General features: G+C 53.2%; 29 protein-coding genes. All 29 read left to right on the top strand.

The genetic code is table 11. The features are described 5' to 3' along the window. Positions 1–8 precede the first annotated feature (8 nt). The gene (rplB, locus tag ONB24_05505) at positions 9–830 is read left to right on the top strand and encodes a 50S ribosomal protein L2 (GenBank protein ID MDZ7315564.1); all 822 of its coding nucleotides are present in this window, start codon (positions 9–11) and stop codon (positions 828–830) included. 16 nt (positions 831–846) lie between these two features. Beyond that, positions 847–1,128, top strand: coding sequence for a 30S ribosomal protein S19 (gene rpsS / locus ONB24_05500; protein ID MDZ7315563.1), 282 nt, complete (start codon positions 847–849; stop codon positions 1,126–1,128). 30 nt (positions 1,129–1,158) lie between these two features. Then, complete coding sequence (gene rplV / locus ONB24_05495) at positions 1,159–1,503, top strand: 50S ribosomal protein L22 (GenBank protein ID MDZ7315562.1); 345 nt, start codon at positions 1,159–1,161, stop codon at positions 1,501–1,503. Between the two features lie 16 nt (positions 1,504–1,519). Then, complete coding sequence (gene rpsC, locus ONB24_05490) at positions 1,520–2,170, top strand: 30S ribosomal protein S3 (protein ID MDZ7315561.1); 651 nt, start codon at positions 1,520–1,522, stop codon at positions 2,168–2,170. A 24-nt stretch (positions 2,171–2,194) separates the two neighbouring features. Continuing rightward, a complete protein-coding gene (rplP, locus tag ONB24_05485; protein MDZ7315560.1) occupies positions 2,195–2,614 on the top strand; it encodes a 50S ribosomal protein L16 in 420 nt (139 codons plus the stop codon). Positions 2,615–2,617: 3 nt separating this feature from the next. After that, a complete protein-coding gene (gene rpmC / locus ONB24_05480; protein ID MDZ7315559.1) occupies positions 2,618–2,824 on the top strand; it encodes a 50S ribosomal protein L29 in 207 nt (68 codons plus the stop codon). 25 nt (positions 2,825–2,849) lie between these two features. Continuing rightward, positions 2,850–3,104, top strand: coding sequence for a 30S ribosomal protein S17 (rpsQ, locus tag ONB24_05475; protein ID MDZ7315558.1), 255 nt, complete (start codon positions 2,850–2,852; stop codon positions 3,102–3,104). A gap of 30 nt (positions 3,105–3,134) precedes the next feature. Next, the gene (gene rplN / locus ONB24_05470) at positions 3,135–3,503 is read left to right on the top strand and encodes a 50S ribosomal protein L14 (GenBank protein MDZ7315557.1); all 369 of its coding nucleotides are present in this window, start codon (positions 3,135–3,137) and stop codon (positions 3,501–3,503) included. Between the two features lie 23 nt (positions 3,504–3,526). Beyond that, a complete protein-coding gene (gene rplX, locus ONB24_05465) occupies positions 3,527–3,859 on the top strand; it encodes a 50S ribosomal protein L24 (GenBank protein MDZ7315556.1) in 333 nt (110 codons plus the stop codon). Positions 3,860–3,881: 22 nt separating this feature from the next. After that, entirely contained in the window at positions 3,882–4,448 is a 567-nt protein-coding gene (rplE, locus tag ONB24_05460; GenBank protein ID MDZ7315555.1) for a 50S ribosomal protein L5, read from the top strand. Positions 4,449–4,469: 21 nt separating this feature from the next. Then, the gene (locus ONB24_05455; GenBank protein MDZ7315554.1) at positions 4,470–4,655 is read left to right on the top strand and encodes a type Z 30S ribosomal protein S14; all 186 of its coding nucleotides are present in this window, start codon (positions 4,470–4,472) and stop codon (positions 4,653–4,655) included. Between the two features lie 54 nt (positions 4,656–4,709). Further along, positions 4,710–5,108 carry a 30S ribosomal protein S8 gene (rpsH, locus tag ONB24_05450; protein MDZ7315553.1) on the top strand — a complete coding sequence of 133 codons (399 nt, stop codon included), beginning with the start codon at positions 4,710–4,712 and terminating at the stop codon, positions 5,106–5,108. A gap of 30 nt (positions 5,109–5,138) precedes the next feature. Continuing rightward, positions 5,139–5,678 carry a 50S ribosomal protein L6 gene (gene rplF, locus ONB24_05445; GenBank protein ID MDZ7315552.1) on the top strand — a complete coding sequence of 180 codons (540 nt, stop codon included), beginning with the start codon at positions 5,139–5,141 and terminating at the stop codon, positions 5,676–5,678. A 48-nt stretch (positions 5,679–5,726) separates the two neighbouring features. Further along, positions 5,727–6,101, top strand: a complete 375-nt coding sequence (gene rplR / locus ONB24_05440) for a 50S ribosomal protein L18 (protein MDZ7315551.1) — start codon at positions 5,727–5,729, stop codon at positions 6,099–6,101. Positions 6,102–6,124: 23 nt separating this feature from the next. After that, positions 6,125–6,673, top strand: a complete 549-nt coding sequence (gene rpsE / locus ONB24_05435; protein ID MDZ7315550.1) for a 30S ribosomal protein S5 — start codon at positions 6,125–6,127, stop codon at positions 6,671–6,673. An 18-nt stretch (positions 6,674–6,691) separates the two neighbouring features. Next, on the top strand, positions 6,692–6,898 hold the full coding sequence (gene rpmD / locus ONB24_05430; protein ID MDZ7315549.1) for a 50S ribosomal protein L30: 207 nt from the start codon (positions 6,692–6,694) through the stop codon (positions 6,896–6,898). A gap of 40 nt (positions 6,899–6,938) precedes the next feature. After that, positions 6,939–7,370, top strand: coding sequence for a 50S ribosomal protein L15 (rplO, locus tag ONB24_05425; protein MDZ7315548.1), 432 nt, complete (start codon positions 6,939–6,941; stop codon positions 7,368–7,370). Then, a complete protein-coding gene (gene secY / locus ONB24_05420) occupies positions 7,367–8,698 on the top strand; it encodes a preprotein translocase subunit SecY (GenBank protein MDZ7315547.1) in 1,332 nt (443 codons plus the stop codon). The genes rplO and secY overlap by 4 nt, the downstream gene beginning before the upstream one ends. Before the next feature lie 18 nt (positions 8,699–8,716). Further along, positions 8,717–9,370 (top strand): adenylate kinase, encoded by a 654-nt coding sequence (locus tag ONB24_05415; protein ID MDZ7315546.1) that lies wholly within the window; start codon positions 8,717–8,719, stop codon positions 9,368–9,370. Then, positions 9,370–10,119: a type I methionyl aminopeptidase gene (gene map / locus ONB24_05410; protein ID MDZ7315545.1), complete on the top strand. Its 750-nt coding sequence runs from the start codon at positions 9,370–9,372 to the stop codon at positions 10,117–10,119. Before ONB24_05415 ends, map begins: the two co-directional genes overlap by 1 nt. Before the next feature lie 3 nt (positions 10,120–10,122). Continuing rightward, the gene (infA, locus tag ONB24_05405) at positions 10,123–10,341 is read left to right on the top strand and encodes a translation initiation factor IF-1 (GenBank protein ID MDZ7315544.1); all 219 of its coding nucleotides are present in this window, start codon (positions 10,123–10,125) and stop codon (positions 10,339–10,341) included. 26 nt (positions 10,342–10,367) lie between these two features. Further along, positions 10,368–10,484 (top strand): 50S ribosomal protein L36, encoded by a 117-nt coding sequence (gene rpmJ, locus ONB24_05400; GenBank protein ID MDZ7315543.1) that lies wholly within the window; start codon positions 10,368–10,370, stop codon positions 10,482–10,484. Between the two features lie 22 nt (positions 10,485–10,506). Next, the gene (rpsM, locus tag ONB24_05395; protein MDZ7315542.1) at positions 10,507–10,881 is read left to right on the top strand and encodes a 30S ribosomal protein S13; all 375 of its coding nucleotides are present in this window, start codon (positions 10,507–10,509) and stop codon (positions 10,879–10,881) included. Between the two features lie 32 nt (positions 10,882–10,913). Continuing rightward, on the top strand, positions 10,914–11,306 hold the full coding sequence (rpsK, locus tag ONB24_05390) for a 30S ribosomal protein S11 (GenBank protein ID MDZ7315541.1): 393 nt from the start codon (positions 10,914–10,916) through the stop codon (positions 11,304–11,306). 68 nt (positions 11,307–11,374) lie between these two features. Next, positions 11,375–12,004, top strand: a complete 630-nt coding sequence (gene rpsD / locus ONB24_05385; protein ID MDZ7315540.1) for a 30S ribosomal protein S4 — start codon at positions 11,375–11,377, stop codon at positions 12,002–12,004. A gap of 54 nt (positions 12,005–12,058) precedes the next feature. Next, a complete protein-coding gene (locus ONB24_05380; GenBank protein ID MDZ7315539.1) occupies positions 12,059–13,048 on the top strand; it encodes a DNA-directed RNA polymerase subunit alpha in 990 nt (329 codons plus the stop codon). Positions 13,049–13,080: 32 nt separating this feature from the next. Continuing rightward, positions 13,081–13,548: a 50S ribosomal protein L17 gene (gene rplQ / locus ONB24_05375; GenBank protein MDZ7315538.1), complete on the top strand. Its 468-nt coding sequence runs from the start codon at positions 13,081–13,083 to the stop codon at positions 13,546–13,548. Positions 13,549–13,737: 189 nt separating this feature from the next. Beyond that, positions 13,738–14,979: a DNRLRE domain-containing protein gene (locus tag ONB24_05370; GenBank protein ID MDZ7315537.1), complete on the top strand. Its 1,242-nt coding sequence runs from the start codon at positions 13,738–13,740 to the stop codon at positions 14,977–14,979. Between the two features lie 27 nt (positions 14,980–15,006). Next, positions 15,007–16,200 (top strand): hypothetical protein, encoded by a 1,194-nt coding sequence (locus tag ONB24_05365; protein MDZ7315536.1) that lies wholly within the window; start codon positions 15,007–15,009, stop codon positions 16,198–16,200. Positions 16,201–16,422: the final 222 nt, after the last annotated feature.

Here is a 16,422-nt window from a genome sequence, read left to right as displayed (position 1 = left end):
AACGATTCATGGCGGTTAAAACATTCAAGCCCATCACTCCGGGGCAGCGCTTTAAAACGGTTGCCTCTTTTGAGGAGATCACGCGGACCAAGCCGGAACGCTCGCTCCTCGAGCCGCTGACCAAGAGCGCAGGCCGAAACAACATGGGTCGGATCACTTCGCGCCGACGCGGCGGCGGGCATAAACGGATGTATCGCATCATCGATTTCAAGCGCGATAAAGTGGACATCCCGGCAAAAGTGGCGTCGATCGAATACGATCCCAATCGAAGCGCCTACATTGCGCTTTTGAATTATGTCGACGGTGAAAAGCGCTATATTATTGCGCCTCAGGGCTTAAAGGTCAACGACACGGTTATTTCTTCCGAGAATGCCGATATCAATATCGGCAACACGCTGCCTCTGAGCAAGATTCCGCTCGGCACCATGGTGCACAATGTCGAGATGAAGATCGGCAAGGGCGGTCAGCTTGCCCGCAGCGCCGGCGCCTATGCGCAGCTGATGGCCAAGGAAGGCAATTATGCTCAACTGCGGCTGCCCTCGGGTGAAGTCCGTATGGTGCGGTTGGAATGCCGCGCGACGATCGGCCAGGTCGGCAACATCGAGCACGAAAACATCAGCCTCGGCAAGGCGGGACGGTCACGCTGGTTGGGACGTCGGCCGAAGGTGCGCGGCGTGGCGATGAACCCGGTCGATCATCCGATGGGCGGCGGCGAAGGCAAGACCTCCGGAGGCCGTCATCCGTGTACGCCTTGGGGCAAACCCACCAAAGGCTACAAGACGCGCAGGCGTAAACCGTCGGATGCTCTCATTGTGAAACGCAGAAAATAGATAGGATTGCGAGAACATGGCAAGATCGATCAAAAAAGGTCCCTATATTGATCAAAAGCTGCTCAAAAAGATCAACGATCTAAATGCGGCCAATGAAAAAAAGGTGATCAAAACCTGGGCGAGACGGTCTACGATACCGCCGGAATTCATCGGCCATACGATTGCCGTACACAACGGCAACAAGTTCATTCCGGTGTTTATAACCGAAAACATGGTCGGGCATAAATTGGGCGAATTTGCGCCGACGCGCACATTCCGCGGCCATGTCGGTAAGAAGGTTGAGAAAGCCAAGCGCTAAGAACGGCAAACCTCTTTGGAGATAGATCTGATGGAAGGAAAAGCGCATGCCAGATGGATTCGGATGTCGCCCTACAAACTGCGGCGGGTGGCCAAAATGGTCCGCGGCAAGGGAGTAGAGGAGGCGCTGAATCTGCTGCATTACAGTAATACGGCTGCTTCGCTGCCGCTGGAAAAGGCGGTTCGTTCGGCGGTCGCCAACGTGCTCAATCGTGAAACTTCCAAGCTCAATGCAGATGATCTTTACATCAAGGAGCTGAGGATCGACGGCGGTTTCATGATGAAGCGATATCGTGCCGCCTCCATGGGGCGCGGAGTACGGATCCGCCGACGCACCAGTCATATTTCGGTGGTCGTGGCGGAAAAGGAAAAATAACTGACAGGAGCAAGGTTTGGGACAAAAGACTAACCCTATCGGCTTTAGGCTGGGAGTCATCCGCACTTGGGACTCTCTCTGGTTCGACGAAAAGAATTTTGCCGAAAAGTTGAGCGAAGACCTGATGCTTCGCAAATATATCCAAAATCGGCTGCAGCGCGCCAGTATTTCCAAGATAAACATTTCTCGGACGTCGAAGCAGATCAGCATCCTGATTCATACGGCGCGGCCGGGCATTGTGATCGGCCGAAAAGGCGCGGAAATTGACAAGCTTAAGGAAGAGCTGCAGCGGATCACCGGCAAAGAGATCAAGGTGGATGTCAAGGAAATCAAGCAGCCGGAATTGGACGCTGCCCTCGTGGCGGAAAACATCGCCGCACAGCTGGCGGGGAAAGTATCTTTCCGCCGCGCCATGAAAAAGGCGATTATGTCGGCCATGCGCATGGGTGCCGAAGGTATCCGTATCTGCTGTTCCGGGCGACTGGGAGGCGCTGAAATGTCGCGCACCGAACAGTACAAACAGGGCAGAGTGCCTTTGCATACGCTGCGGGCGGACATCGACTTTGCCAAAGCCATCTCCTATACCACCTACGGCACGATCGGCGTAAAGGTGTGGATCTTTAAGGGCGAAGTCATCGGCGATCCTTTCAGGGAACAGGAAAAATAGTCATTTTGATGGAGATTCGGCGTCATGTTAATGCCAAAACGGGTCAAATATCGTAAACAACAGCGCGGGCGCATGACCGGTGTTGCCGTGCGCGGATCGCGCCTGGCTTTCGGCCAGTACGGTCTGAAGGCGCTTGAACCGGCATGGGTAACGGCCAGGCAGATCGAAGCCGCACGTATTGCCGTCACGCGGTTCGTTCGGCGCAGCGGCAAAGTATGGATCCGCATTTTCCCCGACAAGCCGGTGACGAAAAAGCCGGCCGAAACGCGTATGGGAAAAGGCAAGGGCGCGCCGGAATTTTGGGTGGCGGTCGTTAAACCGGGAAGAATCCTTTTTGAAATGGACGGCATTCCCGAGGAGACGGCGCGCGAAGCGCTGCGGCTGGCGGCACACAAACTGCCGATGAAAACCAAGTTTGTCAGCTCAACGGATCATGGAGAATAACGAATGAAGGCAGAAGAAATTCGTCAGCTCAACGACGAAGAGTTGAAGCTCAAATTGGAAGATGCGCTCGAGGAGTTGAGCAATCTGCGTTTTCTGCATGCGACGCATCAGTTGGACAATCCGATGAAGCTGCGCACGTTGCGCAAAGACATTGCGCGCATGAAGACCATACTGCACGAACGCATGCTGGCGAAGACCAAAACCGCCTAACGCAATTTGTAAGTGGAGAAAACCTGTGGGACAAGGTCAGAGAAAAGTCATTATCGGCATCGTCACCAGCGATAAAATGGACAAGAGCCGTGTGATTGCCGTAGAGCGTCAAGTTCGTCATCCGCTATATCAAAAGTACGTCAAAAAGACTTCCAAGTTTATGGCTCATGACGAACGGAACGAGAGTCACGTAGGTGACAAGGTCAAGATTATCGAAAGCAGGCCTTTGAGCAAACGGAAACGCTGGTGCATCATCGAGATACTTGAACGGGCGAAATAAGCGGTCAGCCCAAGCGGAAGGGATACGGAAATGATACAGGAATATACGCGACTCAATGTGGCCGACAATACCGGCGCCAAAAAAGTGATGTGCATCCGCATTCTCGGCGGAAGCAAGCGGCGCTATGCGTCGGTGGGCGACATTATCATTGTCACCGTCAAGCAGGCCTTGCCGAATTCATCGATCAAAAAAGGCGACAAAAGCAAGGCGGTCATCGTGCGAACGGTGCGCGAAAAACGGCGCAAGGACGGTTCGTACATTCGTTTCGACGACAATGCGGCCGTTTTGATCAACGAAGCCGGCGAGCCCAAGGGCACGCGCATTTTCGGCCCGGTTGCCCGTGAGCTGCGCGAGAAACAGTTCATGAAGATCGTTTCGTTGGCGCCGGAAGTTTTGTAAATCTCGAAAGGTCGGATCGAACCATGCATGTCAAAAAGAATGATTTGGTGATTGTGTTGTCGGGAAACTATCGCGGCAAAAAAGGCCGTGTGCTCAAAGTTTTTCCCGACAAGCAGCGCGTGATCGTCGAAGGCGTCAATTTCATCAAGAGGCACACCAGACCGAATCCTCAAAACCCGCAGGGAGGCATCATCGAAAAGGAGGGGCCGATTCACGCCTCCAATGTCATGGTGATCTGCCCCAAATGCAATATGCCTTCGCGGATGGGAAAGACGGTGGTCGTCGATGAGATTCGCCGGCGCAAAAACCGCGTCCGCGTCTGCAAAAAATGCGGTGAAATGCTGGTAAACAAGTAAACGATGAGATCGGATTAACCTCATGGCTGAAAAAAAATACGTTCCCAGGCTTATTGAGCAATATCGGCGGGAGATCATCCCCCTGATGCAGAAAAAGTTTAATTACAAGAACGTGCATCAGGTACCCCGATTGGAAAAGATCGTCCTGAATATCGGCGTGGGCGAGGCGACCGAGAATCCCAAGCAGCTCGACGCGGCGATGGAAGATTTGATGAAGATTTCCGGCCAGAAGCCGGTCATGCGACGGGCAAAGAAATCGATCTCTAATTTCAAGCTGCGCGCGGGCATGCCGATCGGCACCATGGTTACGTTGCGCCGCGAGCGGATGTACGAGTTTTTCGATCGTCTGATCACCATCGCCATTCCGCGCATTCGCGACTTTCGCGGCCTGCCGATCAAGTTCGACGGGCGCGGCAACTATAATTTTTCCATAAAGGAACAGATCGTATTTCCGGAGATCGACTACGACAAAATCGACAAGATCCGCGGCTTGAATATTACGATCGTGACGACGGCAAAAACCGACGAGGAGGCTTACGAGCTGTTGTCTGCATTCGGCCTCCCGTTCGTTAAAAAGAAACAAGCGTAACTTTTCAACAGAGGAGTCCCCTTGGCTAGAAAGTGTTTGATCTACAAGGCTAAAAAAGAGCCCAAGTTTAAGGTCAGAAAGCACAATCGTTGTTCGAGGTGCGGTCGTCCGCGCGGCTATTACCGAAAATTCGGTCTTTGCCGTATTTGTCTGCGCGAGTTAGCCCTTGAAGGCAAAATTCCAGGCCTGGTCAAGGCGAGCTGGTAGACTTTGCAAGACGTCGAAAAATAACACGACTTTGAGTTGTTAGGGAGAAAATAAATGTCAAAGACGGATCCGATCGCAGATTATTTAACCAGAATCAGAAATGCGACGCGGGCAAAACATCGCAAGGTTGACATTCCTGCCTCCAATCTGAAGAAGGAGATCACGCGCATTTTGCAGGAAGAAAATTATATACAGAATCACATCATCATTCAGGACAACAAACAGTCCATCATTCGCATCTATCTGCGCTATGGTGAGAACAATGAAAGCGTGATTTCCGGATTGAAGCGGGTCAGTACGCCCGGCTACCGTCGCTACGTCGGTCACAAGAATCTGCCGCGTGTCTTTAACAATTACGGCATCGCCATTCTCAGCACTTCGCAGGGCGTTATGACCAGTCAGGATGCCCGTAAACGCGGGATCGGCGGCGAGGTATTGTGCTACGTCTGGTAATCAGCGAATGCATTTGACGAGGAGCCAATCGTGTCACGAATAGGAAAATTACCCATACCCATTCCCGAAACGGTCACTTTGAGCGTGCAGGATAATTTGGTGACCGCCAAAGGGCCGAAAGGAGAGCTGGCCGTTCGGGTGCACCCGCAGATGATTCTGCAGCGCGAGGGCGACAAGCTGTTGGTCCGCCGGCCCGACGATTCGAAGACGTTTCGTTCTCTGCACGGTCTATATCGCACGCTCATTGCCAATGCCATCGAGGGAGTGACCAAGGGATATGAGCGCAGGTTGGAAATAGTCGGCGTCGGTTATCGCGCCGAGATGAGAGGCCGAAATCTGGCTTTGCTGCTGGGTTATTCGCATGATATTCTCATCAAGCCGCCCGCCGGGATCGAATTTGCTACCGAGGGCAACAACGTGATCGTGGTGCGCGGCATCGACAAAGAGTTGGTCGGGCAAATCTGCGCCAAGATTCGCGCCCAGCGGCCGCCTGAGCCTTATAAAGGTAAGGGCATCCGTTATGCGGGCGAGCAGGTGCGCCGCAAAGCGGGCAAGTCGGCTGGTAAATAACAGGAACTCGGTACTGTAACTCTGACTAAGGACTGTAGAGCAAACATCATGGCAGACAAAAACATAATCAAACAGCTGGCGCGCGAACGCCGGAAAAAGCGAATCCATAAAAAGATTCGCGGAACCTCCGAGAGGCCGCGATTGGTGGTTTTCCGCAGCAATCGCGCCATCTACGGCCAGATTATCGATGATACTCGTCAGATCACTCTGGCTGCGGCGTCCACTCGGAGCAAGGAGATTGCCGAACAAGTGGCAAAGGCAAAGAGCAAGGTTGAAGCGGCCAAGTTGGCGGGCAAGCTGATTGCTAAAATTGCAAAGGAAAAAAATATCGAGAAAATCGTCTTTGATCGTGCAGGTTATCTCTATCACGGCCGCGTCAAGGCTTTTGCCGATGGTGCGCGGGAAGGCGGTTTGATTTTCTAGGCGACAAAGGATAAAGGTGTCGAATGGCCATTAAGCGTTCTCAAAGAATCAATCCGAATGAATTGGAGCTGACCGAAAAGGTCGTGCATGTCAATCGCGTCGCCAAAGTCGTCAAGGGCGGTCGGCGGTTCAGTTTCAATGCCATAGTCGTTGTCGGCAACGGCAACGGCATCGTCGGCGTGGGTCTCGGCAAGGCCAATGAGGTGTCGGACTGCATCGCCAAGGGCGCGGATGCCGCAAAAAAGAATCTGGTGCGCGTGCCGATCGTCAACGGTACCATTCCGCATGAATATGAGGGCAAGTTCGGCGCCGGTAAAGTGTTCCTCAAACCGGCCTCGCCCGGTACCGGTGTGATTGCCGGAAGCGCCGTCCGTGCCATCATGGAAGCCGCGGGCATTAAAGATGTGCTGACCAAAGTGCGCGGTTCGTCCAATCCGCACAATGTGGTCAAAGCGACGATGGTGGCGCTGCAGAATATGATGGACGCCGAATCCGTGGCGCGCAAACGCAATATGACGATCATGCGGATGTTCAACACCGAACCCAAAGCCGCTAAAAAGGCGGAGGAATAATCTGTAGGAAGCAATCCGATGGCAAAGCAGAAAGCAGAAAAGTTGCTCAAGATCACCTTGAAGCGCAGCACGATCGGCCGAATGCAGTATCAAAAGGATACGGTGCGGGCGTTGGGGCTGCGTCGGTTGAATCATAGCGTAGTGCATGCCGATACGCCGTCCATTCGCGGAATGATCAACGCCGTTTCCCACCTGGTGGAAGTGGAAGAAATCGAGAAGGCCTAGTCGTCGGCAGTCAGCGAACTACCAAGCAGTCGAGGCGAAAATGGATTTATCAAGTTTGAAATACGCAAAAGGTTCCCGCAAGAACCGCAAGAAGGTCGGGCGCGGCGGAGCGCACGGCAAGACCGCATGCCGCGGCATGAACGGCCAGCGTTCGCGTTCCGGCGACAAGATCAAAACCTGGTTCGAAGGAGGTCAGATGCCTATTTCGCGGCGTCTGCCGAAGCGAGGTTTTCACAATTTCAACCGCGTCGAATATCAGGTCGTTAATGTTGCCGACCTCAATCGACTTGAGGTCGAGGAAGTGACTCCGGAAGTATTGAAGCAGGTCGGGTTGATTTCGGTCCGCAGCAAGCCGGTCAAGATTTTGGGCAACGGCGAATTGACCCGAAAATTGAATGTCACAGCGAATGCATTTTCCAAATCGGCCGTAGAAAAAATTCAAGCCGCCGGCGGCAAGGTGACGACGCTATGATGGACGGACTGAGAAGCACGTTCAAAATTCCGGAACTGAAGCGCAAGCTGCTCTTTACCTTCATGATCATCATTGTTTACCGCATCGGCGGCCATGTGCCGATTCCGGGCGTAAACACACAGGCGCTGATCGAGTTCTTTGAGCAGTCGCAGCGCGGGCTTTTAGGCCTGTACGATCTGTTTGCCGGAGGCGCCTTCAAGCGCGCCACGGTCTTTGCGCTCGGCATTATGCCCTACATCTCGGCCTCCATCGTGCTGCAGCTTCTGGGAGCCGTGATACCCTATTTCCAAAAGCTGCAGAAAGAGGGCGAGCAGGGCCGAAAAAAGATCAACCAGTACACCCGTTACGGAACCGTTTTTCTTTCGGCCATGCAGGCGCTCGGCGTCAGCATCTTTTTGGAGCGCATCGGTGCAAGCAGCAGCGGCCAGTTGGTTGTACCGCATCCCGGCATGGGATTCCGTCTTTTGACCATGCTTTCTTTGACGGCCGGAACAGTGTTGATTATGTGGCTCGGTGAAATTATTACCGAGCGCGGCATCGGCAACGGCATTTCGCTGATTATTTTTGTCGGCATCATCGCCCGCTTTCCCAACTCGATCATCAACGAAATTCAGCAGGTCATCAGCGGCAACCGTACGCTGATGACCGAAATCGCCCTGCTGATCGTGTTCGTCATCACGGTAGCCGGATCGATTTTATTGACGCAGGGAACGCGTAAAATTCCGGTGCAATATGCCAAGCGGGTGATCGGCCGTAAAATCTACGGCGGTCAGAGCACGCATATTCCTTTGCGCGTCAATACGGCCGGAGTTATGCCGATCATTTTTGCGCAGTCGATTCTGTTCATCCCGCAGACCATTGCGCAGTTTTTTCCCAACAGCGACTTTATGGCGTCGGTTAACCGTATGTTCGACTATGAGAGCCTGGCCTACTGGTTGATCTACAGCGCCATGATTGTCTTTTTCACCTATTTCTATACCGCCATTGCCTTCAATCCGACGGATGTGGCGGACAATATGAAAAAACAGGGCGGCTTTATTCCGGGCGTACGTCCGGGCAAAAAGACTGCCGAATTCATCGACAATATTCTGACGCGCATTACGTTGCCCGGCTCGATCTTTTTGGCGATCATCGCCATCATGCCCTACGTGGTGACGCGCTTTACGAACGTCGGCTACGATTTCTCGAGCTTTTACGGCGGCACCTCGCTGCTGATCGTCGTCGGCGTGGTGCTCGATACGCTGCAGCAGATCGAATCGCATCTGCTCATGCGTCATTACGACGGTTTCCTCAAGAGCGGCAAGATTCGCGGCAGACGAAGATTCTAATTGGAACGGAACGGTACGATGCGATATATCTTTTTAGGAGCGCCGGGAACGGGCAAAGGAACTCAGGCGAGCGTTTTGTCGCAGATGTTCGGTATCCCGCAGATTTCGACAGGCGACATCCTGCGCAAGGCGGTTGCCGACGGTACCGAGCTCGGTCGACAGGCCAAGGCGGTGATGGAAGCCGGAGGCCTGGTTTCCGATGATATTATTCTGGCGCTCATCAAAGAGAGGCTGGCGCAGCCCGACGCGGCAAAAGGTTATATTTTGGACGGTTTTCCCCGCACGCTGCAGCAGGCGGAAGCTTTGGACGATCTGCTCAAGAACGACGGCGGCATCGACGCGGTGGTCTATTTCCAGGTCGATGAGGAAGAGATCGTTCGCCGCCTGACGAGCCGCCGCACCTGCCGACAGTGCGGATTGAATTATAATATGATCAGCGATCCGCCGCCGGCGGACAATCGCTGCCGAGTTTGCGGCGGCGAGATTTATCAGCGTGATGACGACAAGGAAGAAACAGTTAGGAACCGGCTGCGAGTCTATCACGAAAAAACCGCACCGCTGGTAGAATATTATCGAAAACAAGGCAAGCTTTATTCGATCGACGGCTCCAAGCCGGTCGAAGAGGTGCGGCAGGAGATAATTGCGCTGCAGAACAGGCTGCAAAAGCACTGATGATCAACATTCGAAGTGCGCGGGAAATCGAACTGTTGCGCAAGAGCGCGCAGCTGGTGGTGGCGGCATTAAAATTGGCTGAAAGCCGGATTCGGCCCGGCCTGCGGACAAAAGATTTGGACGAGGAAATCGGCGACTTTATTCGCTCGCATGGTGCTCGGCCGGCCTTCAAAGGTTTCAACGGCTATCCGGCCAACATCTGTGTGTCGATCGACGAGCAGGTGGTGCACGGCATCCCCGGCGATCGAGTCATTCGGGAAGGCGAGATTGTCAGCGTCGATATCGGTGTAGAGCTCAACGGCTATTACGGCGATGCCGCCAAGACCTTTGCGGTCGGCAAAGTATCGGAAGAGAAGGAGCGTTTGATTCGCGTGACACGCGAATCTTTGGAAAAGGCCATCGAGGCGGCGCGGGAAGGAAATCGTATTTCGGACATCGGCTATGCGGTGCAGAGTCACGTCGAGGCTGCCGGTTTTTCAGTCGTCCGCGATTTGGTGGGACACGGGATCGGCACTTCGATGCATGAGCCGCCGCAGGTTCCCAACTACGGACGCCCGGGACACGGTGTGCGGTTGCGCGCCGGAATGGTGTTGGCCATCGAGCCGATGGTTAATGCGGGTACCTATCAAGTTTACACGGCGGATGACAATTGGACGGTCGTCACAATGGACGGCAAACCTTCGGCTCATTTCGAACACGATATTGTCATCACAAAGGGTGACCCGGATATCTTAACCAGCGGATTATGAGCTATGCCGAAAGAAGAGAGCATAAAAATCGATGGGACAATCATCGAGACGCTGCCGAACGCGACCTTTCGCGTCGAGCTGGAAAACGGACACAAAGTTTTGGCGCACATTTCCGGGAAGATGAGGATGCACTTTATCAAAATCCTTCCCGGTGATAAAGTGACGGTCGAACTTTCTCCGTACGATTTGACACGAGGACGTATTACGTATCGATACAAATAAAAAACGCGAATAAAAGGTGAACGAAAATGAAAGTCCGATCTTCGGTAAAAAAATTATGCGCCTATTGCAAGGTCATTCGCCGCAAAGGACAGGTGCGGGTGATCTGCAGCAGGAATCCGCGTCATAAACAGCGTCAGGGATAATAAGCGTTAAAAGGAGAGAACTTTGGCTCGTATAGCAGGCGTAGATTTACCTCGCGAAAAGCGAATCGAGATTGCCTTGACCTACATAGCGGGCATCGGTTTGTCTTCGGCCAAAAAGATTTTGGCCAAGACGGGCATCAATCCGGACACGCGCGTGCATCAGCTGACTGCCGAGCAGGTGGCGGCCATTCGCGACGAGATTACGGAGAACTATAAAGTCGAGGGTGCTCTGCGCAGCGAGGTGCAGATGAACATCAAGCGGCTGATGGACATCGGCTGCTATCGCGGACTGCGCCATCGTAAAAACATGCCTTGTCGGGGTCAGCGTACGCATACCAACGCCCGAACAAGACGCGGCAAGCGCAGCACTCCCATCAACAAAAAGAAACAGGCATAGGCTCGGTTGATCAATAGTTAACGAGGTGTTCGTTGAGTCCTAAAAAGAAAAGCAAAGTTGTTACCAAACGCGAAAAAGTCGAAAGCAACGGCGTCGCGCACATCAAGGTAACGTTCAACAATACCAATGTCACGCTGACCGATCCTTACGGTAACGTGATTGCCTGGGCGACGGCCGGTCGATGCGGTTTCAAAGGATCGCGCAAGAGCACGCCGTATGCGGCGCAGGTATGCGCTGAAAGGGCGGCCAAGGAAGCCATGGAGCTCGGTCTGCAGCGCGTCGACGTTTTGATCAAAGGACCCGGTGCAGGGCGCGAAGCCGCCGTCCGGTCTCTGCAGGCGGCCGGTCTGGAGATCACTTCGATTCGCGACGTGACGCCCATTCCCCATAACGGTTGCCGACCGCCGAAGAAACGGCGTGTCTGACGGCGCCGAAAAAAGTGTGAGCAAACTTTTGCAACCCGTAAGGGTGACGATAGAGGAGGTTATTTTTTATGGCGAGATACACAGGCCCCGACTGTAAGCTGTGCCGACGGGAAGGCGTAAAGTTGTTTCTCAAGGGGACCAAATGCACGAGCAACAAGTGCCCGTTCGAGAAAAAGGGTTACGTTCCCGGGCAGCATGGTCAGAAGCGTCGATTCAAGCAGTCGGAGTATGCCGTACAGTTGCGCGAAAAACAAAAAGTCAAACGCATGTACGGGCTTTTGGAGCGACAATTCAAAATTTACTTTGAAAAAGCCGAGCGGGCGAAGGGCATTACGGGTGAGAATCTGCTCAAGATGCTCGAATGTCGCCTGGACAATATCGTTTATCGATTGGGCATGGCGCCTTCGCGATCGGCGGCGCGGCAGTTGGTACTGCATCGTCACTTTTTAGTCAACGGCAAGAGCGTCAACATCCCCTCTTACCAAGTCAAGGCCGGAGACGAAATTCAAGTGGCGGAAAAGAGCAGGCAGCTGGATGTCATCCATGATTCGATGAAGCGCGTGCGCGACGGCAAAATGGTTCCCTGGCTGACCTTGGACAAGGCGCAGATGAAAGGCACGGTGCTCGAAATTCCGTCCCGCGACGCTATTCCCGTGGACGTCAACGAGCAGCTTATTGTCGAGTTGTACTCCAAATAGCTCGCTTTTTAAAAGCCTGATAAGGTCAAAACCAACAAGCGGAGAAAAAAATAAATGGCTTTACCAAGTTTTCAAATGCCCGAGAGCATTGAACTGGATGAGTCGACTTTTACGGGAACCTACGGCAAGTTCATCATCCAACCGCTGGAGCGCGGTTTCGGCGTCACCATCGGCAATGCGCTGAGAAGAGTTCTGCTTTCTTCGATTCCGGGCGCGGCAATCACCATGTTCCGCATCGAAGGGGTTCTGCATGAATTCAGCACGGTGCCGGGTGTTAAGGAAGACGTGGCGGAAATCGTTCTGAACCTTAAACAGGTGCGGATTAAAGCGCTGGAGAAGCGGCCGGATAAAATCAACCTCCATTTGAAAGGGCCGAAAGAGTTCACGGCGGCGGACATTCAGGCGGCCTCCAGTGAGATTCAGGTCATGAATCCCGAACTGCACATTGCCACTCTGAATGAGGACGCCGATTTTCAGATGGAGCTGCGGGTGGGCCGCGGCAGAGGCTATGTGCCCGCCGAGGAAAACAAGACCGGCGATCTGCCCATCGGCATGATTCCGATCGATTCGATCTTTACACCGGTTACCCGCGTCTCCTACCACGTTGAAAATACGCGTGTCGGGCAAAAGACCGATTACGAAAAGTTGGTGCTCGAAATCACTACCGACGGCACGCTGACGCCGGATGATGCGCTTTCTTATGCGGGCAAGATCCTGCGCGACCACATCCAAATCTTTATCAGTCGCGAAGACATCGACACCGAAGTGGAAGAAGAGCCGGAGGTCGATGAGGAGATGCTGCGGATCAAAAAGCTGCTGCTCATGCCGGTCGACGAGCTTGAGCTGTCCGTGCGTTCGCACAACTGCCTTACGGCGGCCAACATTCACACCATCGCCGATCTTGTGCGTCGTGACGAGCAGGAAATGCTGAAATTTCGCAATTTCGGCCGTAAATCTTTGACGGAGCTGAACCGAATCTTGGCCGAAAAAGGCCTTCATTTTGGAATGGACGTCGATAAATATTTAAAGAAGAAAGAAGAATAGACGACCGAGCGACGAGCTAAAGGAAAGCATCCATGAGACATCTAAAATCGGGACGAAAATTAGGCAGAACATACAGTCACCGCAAGGCCATGCTGGCCAATATTGCGACTTCGCTTTTGGAACACAAGAGCATCACGACGACGACGGAAAAGGCCAAAGAAGCGCGCAGCGTGGTCGAAAGGCTGATTACGTTTGCCAAAAAAGGAGATTTGGCTTCGCGGCGCCAAGTTCTGCGCGTTGTCCGCAACAAGGCGCTGGTCAAAGAGCTGTTCGAGACCATCGCACCGATGTACGCCGATCGGCAGGGCGGTTATACGCGCGTCATCAAAATCGGCAATCGTCGCGGCGACAATGCTTCGATGGCGGTTTTTGAGTTGGTCGGTTTTGAAAATCTAAAGATGGAAAAGATCGAAAAGAAGCGCCAGAAGCGCGAAGAAAAAGCCAAGAAAAAAGCCAAGGAAGCCGGCGAAGAGCCGAAAGAAAAAGAAAACGAAGAATAGGCGGTTCCGCTTTTATATTCAATCAGCAAAAGGGCGATTTGAAAGAATTGCCCTTTTTTGCTTCAAGCTTGACCCAAAAACCATTTCCATAGACTACAATCCAACGGGAACCGTGATAAGAAACCCTTCGTTAGCCAAGGGCGCCTGCGCGCGTGTTTGTGAACAAAAGCCAGTCTTGATAGGAACTTCATGAAAAAAATCGTTCTGTTTCTGACAGCCCTTTTTCTGTTTTTTCAATGCACCAATAACAAGCCGTTGCCCAACACCTACGAGCTGTTGGATCGCGAAGGCAAATCCGGCCTTAGACCGCCGCTCGTCTTGCGCCCTGTCCGCGTCGCGGAATACCGCAAGACGCCTCGCGCCGGTACGCGCGGTACTCTTCTCCTCGGCAAAGTCGATTCTCTTTCCTCCCGCATTGCATTGGACTGCAGAAACTTTAATAAATCCAAGTTCGATACGACTGCTGAAATTCTTGGGGCGGAACTCAAGCTTTACTCCGATGCAGCGAGTGATTCGAATCTGACCATCCCGGTTTCCGTGCTGCCGATTCGCCGCAACTGGGAAGAGAGCACGGTGACGCTTGACACGCTGAAAGGAGCCTTCGATGCCCCGCTCTTTCAAGCGACTTTGCAGGTAAAAAAGAACAGTTGGAGCACCTTGACTTTTTCGGATCTATCCTTTCTGAGAGCCTGGATCCGCGATAATTACCGGACCACTCCGACCTTTTTCGGCATTGCCGTTCAGGCGAACGGCGAGGGGATGGCGCAGTTTGTTTCTTCCGACGCTTCGCTGCTGACGCCGAATTTCCGCATCGTTTTTCGCAAAACGGACGGCCAAGTCGACACGGCTGTAGTCGCTTTGTCGAAAGATGCCTCGCTCCTGCGATTTGCAGATCCGATTGCCGAAGGGACTCCCGATTTTGCGCCGTCGCTTTTGCGCGTCGGCGCCGGCAGCGGCCGCAGATTTCTGCTTCGTTTTGATCTGTCATCACTCCCAAAATCCGCAACCATCCATCAGGCGCTGCTTTCTTTCAAGGTCGACCGTGATCACAGCAACACCACCGTTGAAGGGCAGATGGCCGTTTCCATCATCGCCGTCAAAAACGACTCGACCTGGGAAAAACCCAATGAACTCGAAGTCATCGGCACCTCTGCGGTCCCGTACGATATGGCAGTCGGCTCGGCAGAACTTTTCTCGTTCGACGACAGTAGTTCGAATCTCAACTCGCCGGTGCTGTATGTGTCGCGAACGGTGCAGCGATGGCTGACCGGAGTCTATGCAAATTGCGGCTTTCTCATCTACGCAACCAATGAGGGCGGCAATTGGCAGCAGACGGCGTTTTATTCCGGATTATCCGACTCATTGCAGGCGCCGACGCTTACGATTACTTATTCTCTGCCCGCGGAACCCCGATTCGGCGGCAGCCGTTAATTATATGGACAATCTTTTTGGATGCTTATGAAAAACAGCCTCTTCAAACGTGCTTTGATCCTGCTTTCCTGGGTTGGTTGTGTTTATGCCGACTCTTTTTATTCTTCCGTCGGACTCGGATTGCCGCAGTGGCGTACGTCGACCTATTCCGCAGGCATGGGCGGCAGCGGCTTGGCTCTAAACAGCTATCTTGCCCTTAATGCCATGAATCCTGCTGCCCAAGACCTCAAAGGGATGTCGGTGGTCTCGGTCGGTGTGGAGATGGAGATCGTTACACCTACGATAGAAAATCAAACCGCGGCAACTCGGCAGGCGCGTCCCACCGGCTTTTTCATGGCGCTGCCGCTCGGTAAAAAGCCCGCATTTCTCCTCGGCTTCCAACCGCGCACGCAAAGTGCGTTCCTTGCCGCCGATGAGCAACCTTACGACGACGGATTTCTGCGTCGCACCTTGGACGCCAAAGGCGGTATATACAATGCCTCCATCGGACTGCAATATGCGCTCTATCCGCACCTTGCCGTCGGCGCCGTTTTCGATGTCTATTTCGGTTCGTTTCGAGAACTATGGAAAACCGACTTTGACGCTCCGGCCTATTTGGACACAAAGGAAACTTTGCTTTCGCACTTTACCGGAACCGGCCCCCGTTTCGGCATCTACTGGCAGCCTGTTAACTATTTCAGTCTCGGGCTGACCTATGCTCCGCCATCAGCTTTACAAAGCCGCACACTGATTACCAGCGGCGGCGGATACAACCTTGATCCCCTCAAACAAAAGGCTGAATATCCGGAACAGTTCGCCGCCGGCTTAGGAGTTCATCTCGACAAAATAACCCTCGCCTTCGACTGGCTGCAGGAATCGTGGGACAAGTTCAAGATCGACGGTAAAAAATTTGCTCAAGTCGGAGATGCCGGTCGCGCGGCTTTTGGGTTGCAGTATCTGGATTCGCAGGATCCGTTGGCTGCTTACGGCCGAAGAATTGCTTTCCGATTCGGCGGAAGCTATTCAAAGCTGCCGTTCATCGACCCGTTGGGTCATCAGGTTCGTGAAGTTATTTTTGCCTTCGGCTTCGGATTCCCCTTCCGCAAAAACGCCGGCAGAATCGATGCGGCCTGTGAAATCGGCCAACGACTCAGCGATTCCGCTTTTCCTTACTCTGAAAATTTGACCCGCATCACGATCAGCGCAACAACCGTTGAAAGATGGTTTATTCACAGGAGGTAAAGGGAAAATTTCCTTGCATATTAAACTTGCTTTAAGTTAAATTAACAAAACTTTTGTACATACTCGGGATGATCAATAGCTCAGTTTGAGAGGCATGGAGGAACAGACCGTGAAAGGATTCAAGCCGTTTTTGATTATGGTGATTTTGAGTGCCGCCGCCGTGTGGGTTGCTTCGACGTGGATCGTCGGCTGCACGACAACCGGTACAACTTCGGGCCGAGT

This window comes from candidate division KSB1 bacterium (assembly GCA_034505495.1).
Taxonomy (GTDB): domain Bacteria; phylum Zhuqueibacterota; class Zhuqueibacteria; order Residuimicrobiales; family Krinioviventaceae; genus Fontimicrobium_A.
Note: the sequence above shows the minus strand (reverse complement) of the source record. Positions and strands in the feature narration are given on the sequence as shown.

Coding starts and splice junctions, on each gene's coding strand:
- ONB24_05365 (MDZ7315536.1), top strand. CDS start 15,007: ATGAAAAACAGCCTCTTCAAACGTGCTTTGATCCTGCTTTCCTGGGTT.
- rplO (MDZ7315548.1), top strand. CDS start 6,939: ATGGATTTATCAAGTTTGAAATACGCAAAAGGTTCCCGCAAGAACCGC.
- rplR (MDZ7315551.1), top strand. CDS start 5,727: ATGGCAGACAAAAACATAATCAAACAGCTGGCGCGCGAACGCCGGAAA.
- rplB (MDZ7315564.1), top strand. CDS start 9: ATGGCGGTTAAAACATTCAAGCCCATCACTCCGGGGCAGCGCTTTAAA.
- ONB24_05380 (MDZ7315539.1), top strand. CDS start 12,059: ATGGCTTTACCAAGTTTTCAAATGCCCGAGAGCATTGAACTGGATGAG.
- rplP (MDZ7315560.1), top strand. CDS start 2,195: ATGTTAATGCCAAAACGGGTCAAATATCGTAAACAACAGCGCGGGCGC.
- rplX (MDZ7315556.1), top strand. CDS start 3,527: ATGCATGTCAAAAAGAATGATTTGGTGATTGTGTTGTCGGGAAACTAT.
- secY (MDZ7315547.1), top strand. CDS start 7,367: ATGATGGACGGACTGAGAAGCACGTTCAAAATTCCGGAACTGAAGCGC.
- rplV (MDZ7315562.1), top strand. CDS start 1,159: ATGGAAGGAAAAGCGCATGCCAGATGGATTCGGATGTCGCCCTACAAA.
- map (MDZ7315545.1), top strand. CDS start 9,370: ATGATCAACATTCGAAGTGCGCGGGAAATCGAACTGTTGCGCAAGAGC.
- rplQ (MDZ7315538.1), top strand. CDS start 13,081: ATGAGACATCTAAAATCGGGACGAAAATTAGGCAGAACATACAGTCAC.
- rpsH (MDZ7315553.1), top strand. CDS start 4,710: ATGTCAAAGACGGATCCGATCGCAGATTATTTAACCAGAATCAGAAAT.
- rpsD (MDZ7315540.1), top strand. CDS start 11,375: ATGGCGAGATACACAGGCCCCGACTGTAAGCTGTGCCGACGGGAAGGC.
- rpmC (MDZ7315559.1), top strand. CDS start 2,618: ATGAAGGCAGAAGAAATTCGTCAGCTCAACGACGAAGAGTTGAAGCTC.
- rplE (MDZ7315555.1), top strand. CDS start 3,882: ATGGCTGAAAAAAAATACGTTCCCAGGCTTATTGAGCAATATCGGCGG.
- rpsS (MDZ7315563.1), top strand. CDS start 847: ATGGCAAGATCGATCAAAAAAGGTCCCTATATTGATCAAAAGCTGCTC.
- rpmD (MDZ7315549.1), top strand. CDS start 6,692: ATGGCAAAGCAGAAAGCAGAAAAGTTGCTCAAGATCACCTTGAAGCGC.
- ONB24_05370 (MDZ7315537.1), top strand. CDS start 13,738: ATGAAAAAAATCGTTCTGTTTCTGACAGCCCTTTTTCTGTTTTTTCAA.
- rpmJ (MDZ7315543.1), top strand. CDS start 10,368: ATGAAAGTCCGATCTTCGGTAAAAAAATTATGCGCCTATTGCAAGGTC.
- rplN (MDZ7315557.1), top strand. CDS start 3,135: ATGATACAGGAATATACGCGACTCAATGTGGCCGACAATACCGGCGCC.
- infA (MDZ7315544.1), top strand. CDS start 10,123: ATGCCGAAAGAAGAGAGCATAAAAATCGATGGGACAATCATCGAGACG.
- rpsE (MDZ7315550.1), top strand. CDS start 6,125: ATGGCCATTAAGCGTTCTCAAAGAATCAATCCGAATGAATTGGAGCTG.
- ONB24_05415 (MDZ7315546.1), top strand. CDS start 8,717: ATGCGATATATCTTTTTAGGAGCGCCGGGAACGGGCAAAGGAACTCAG.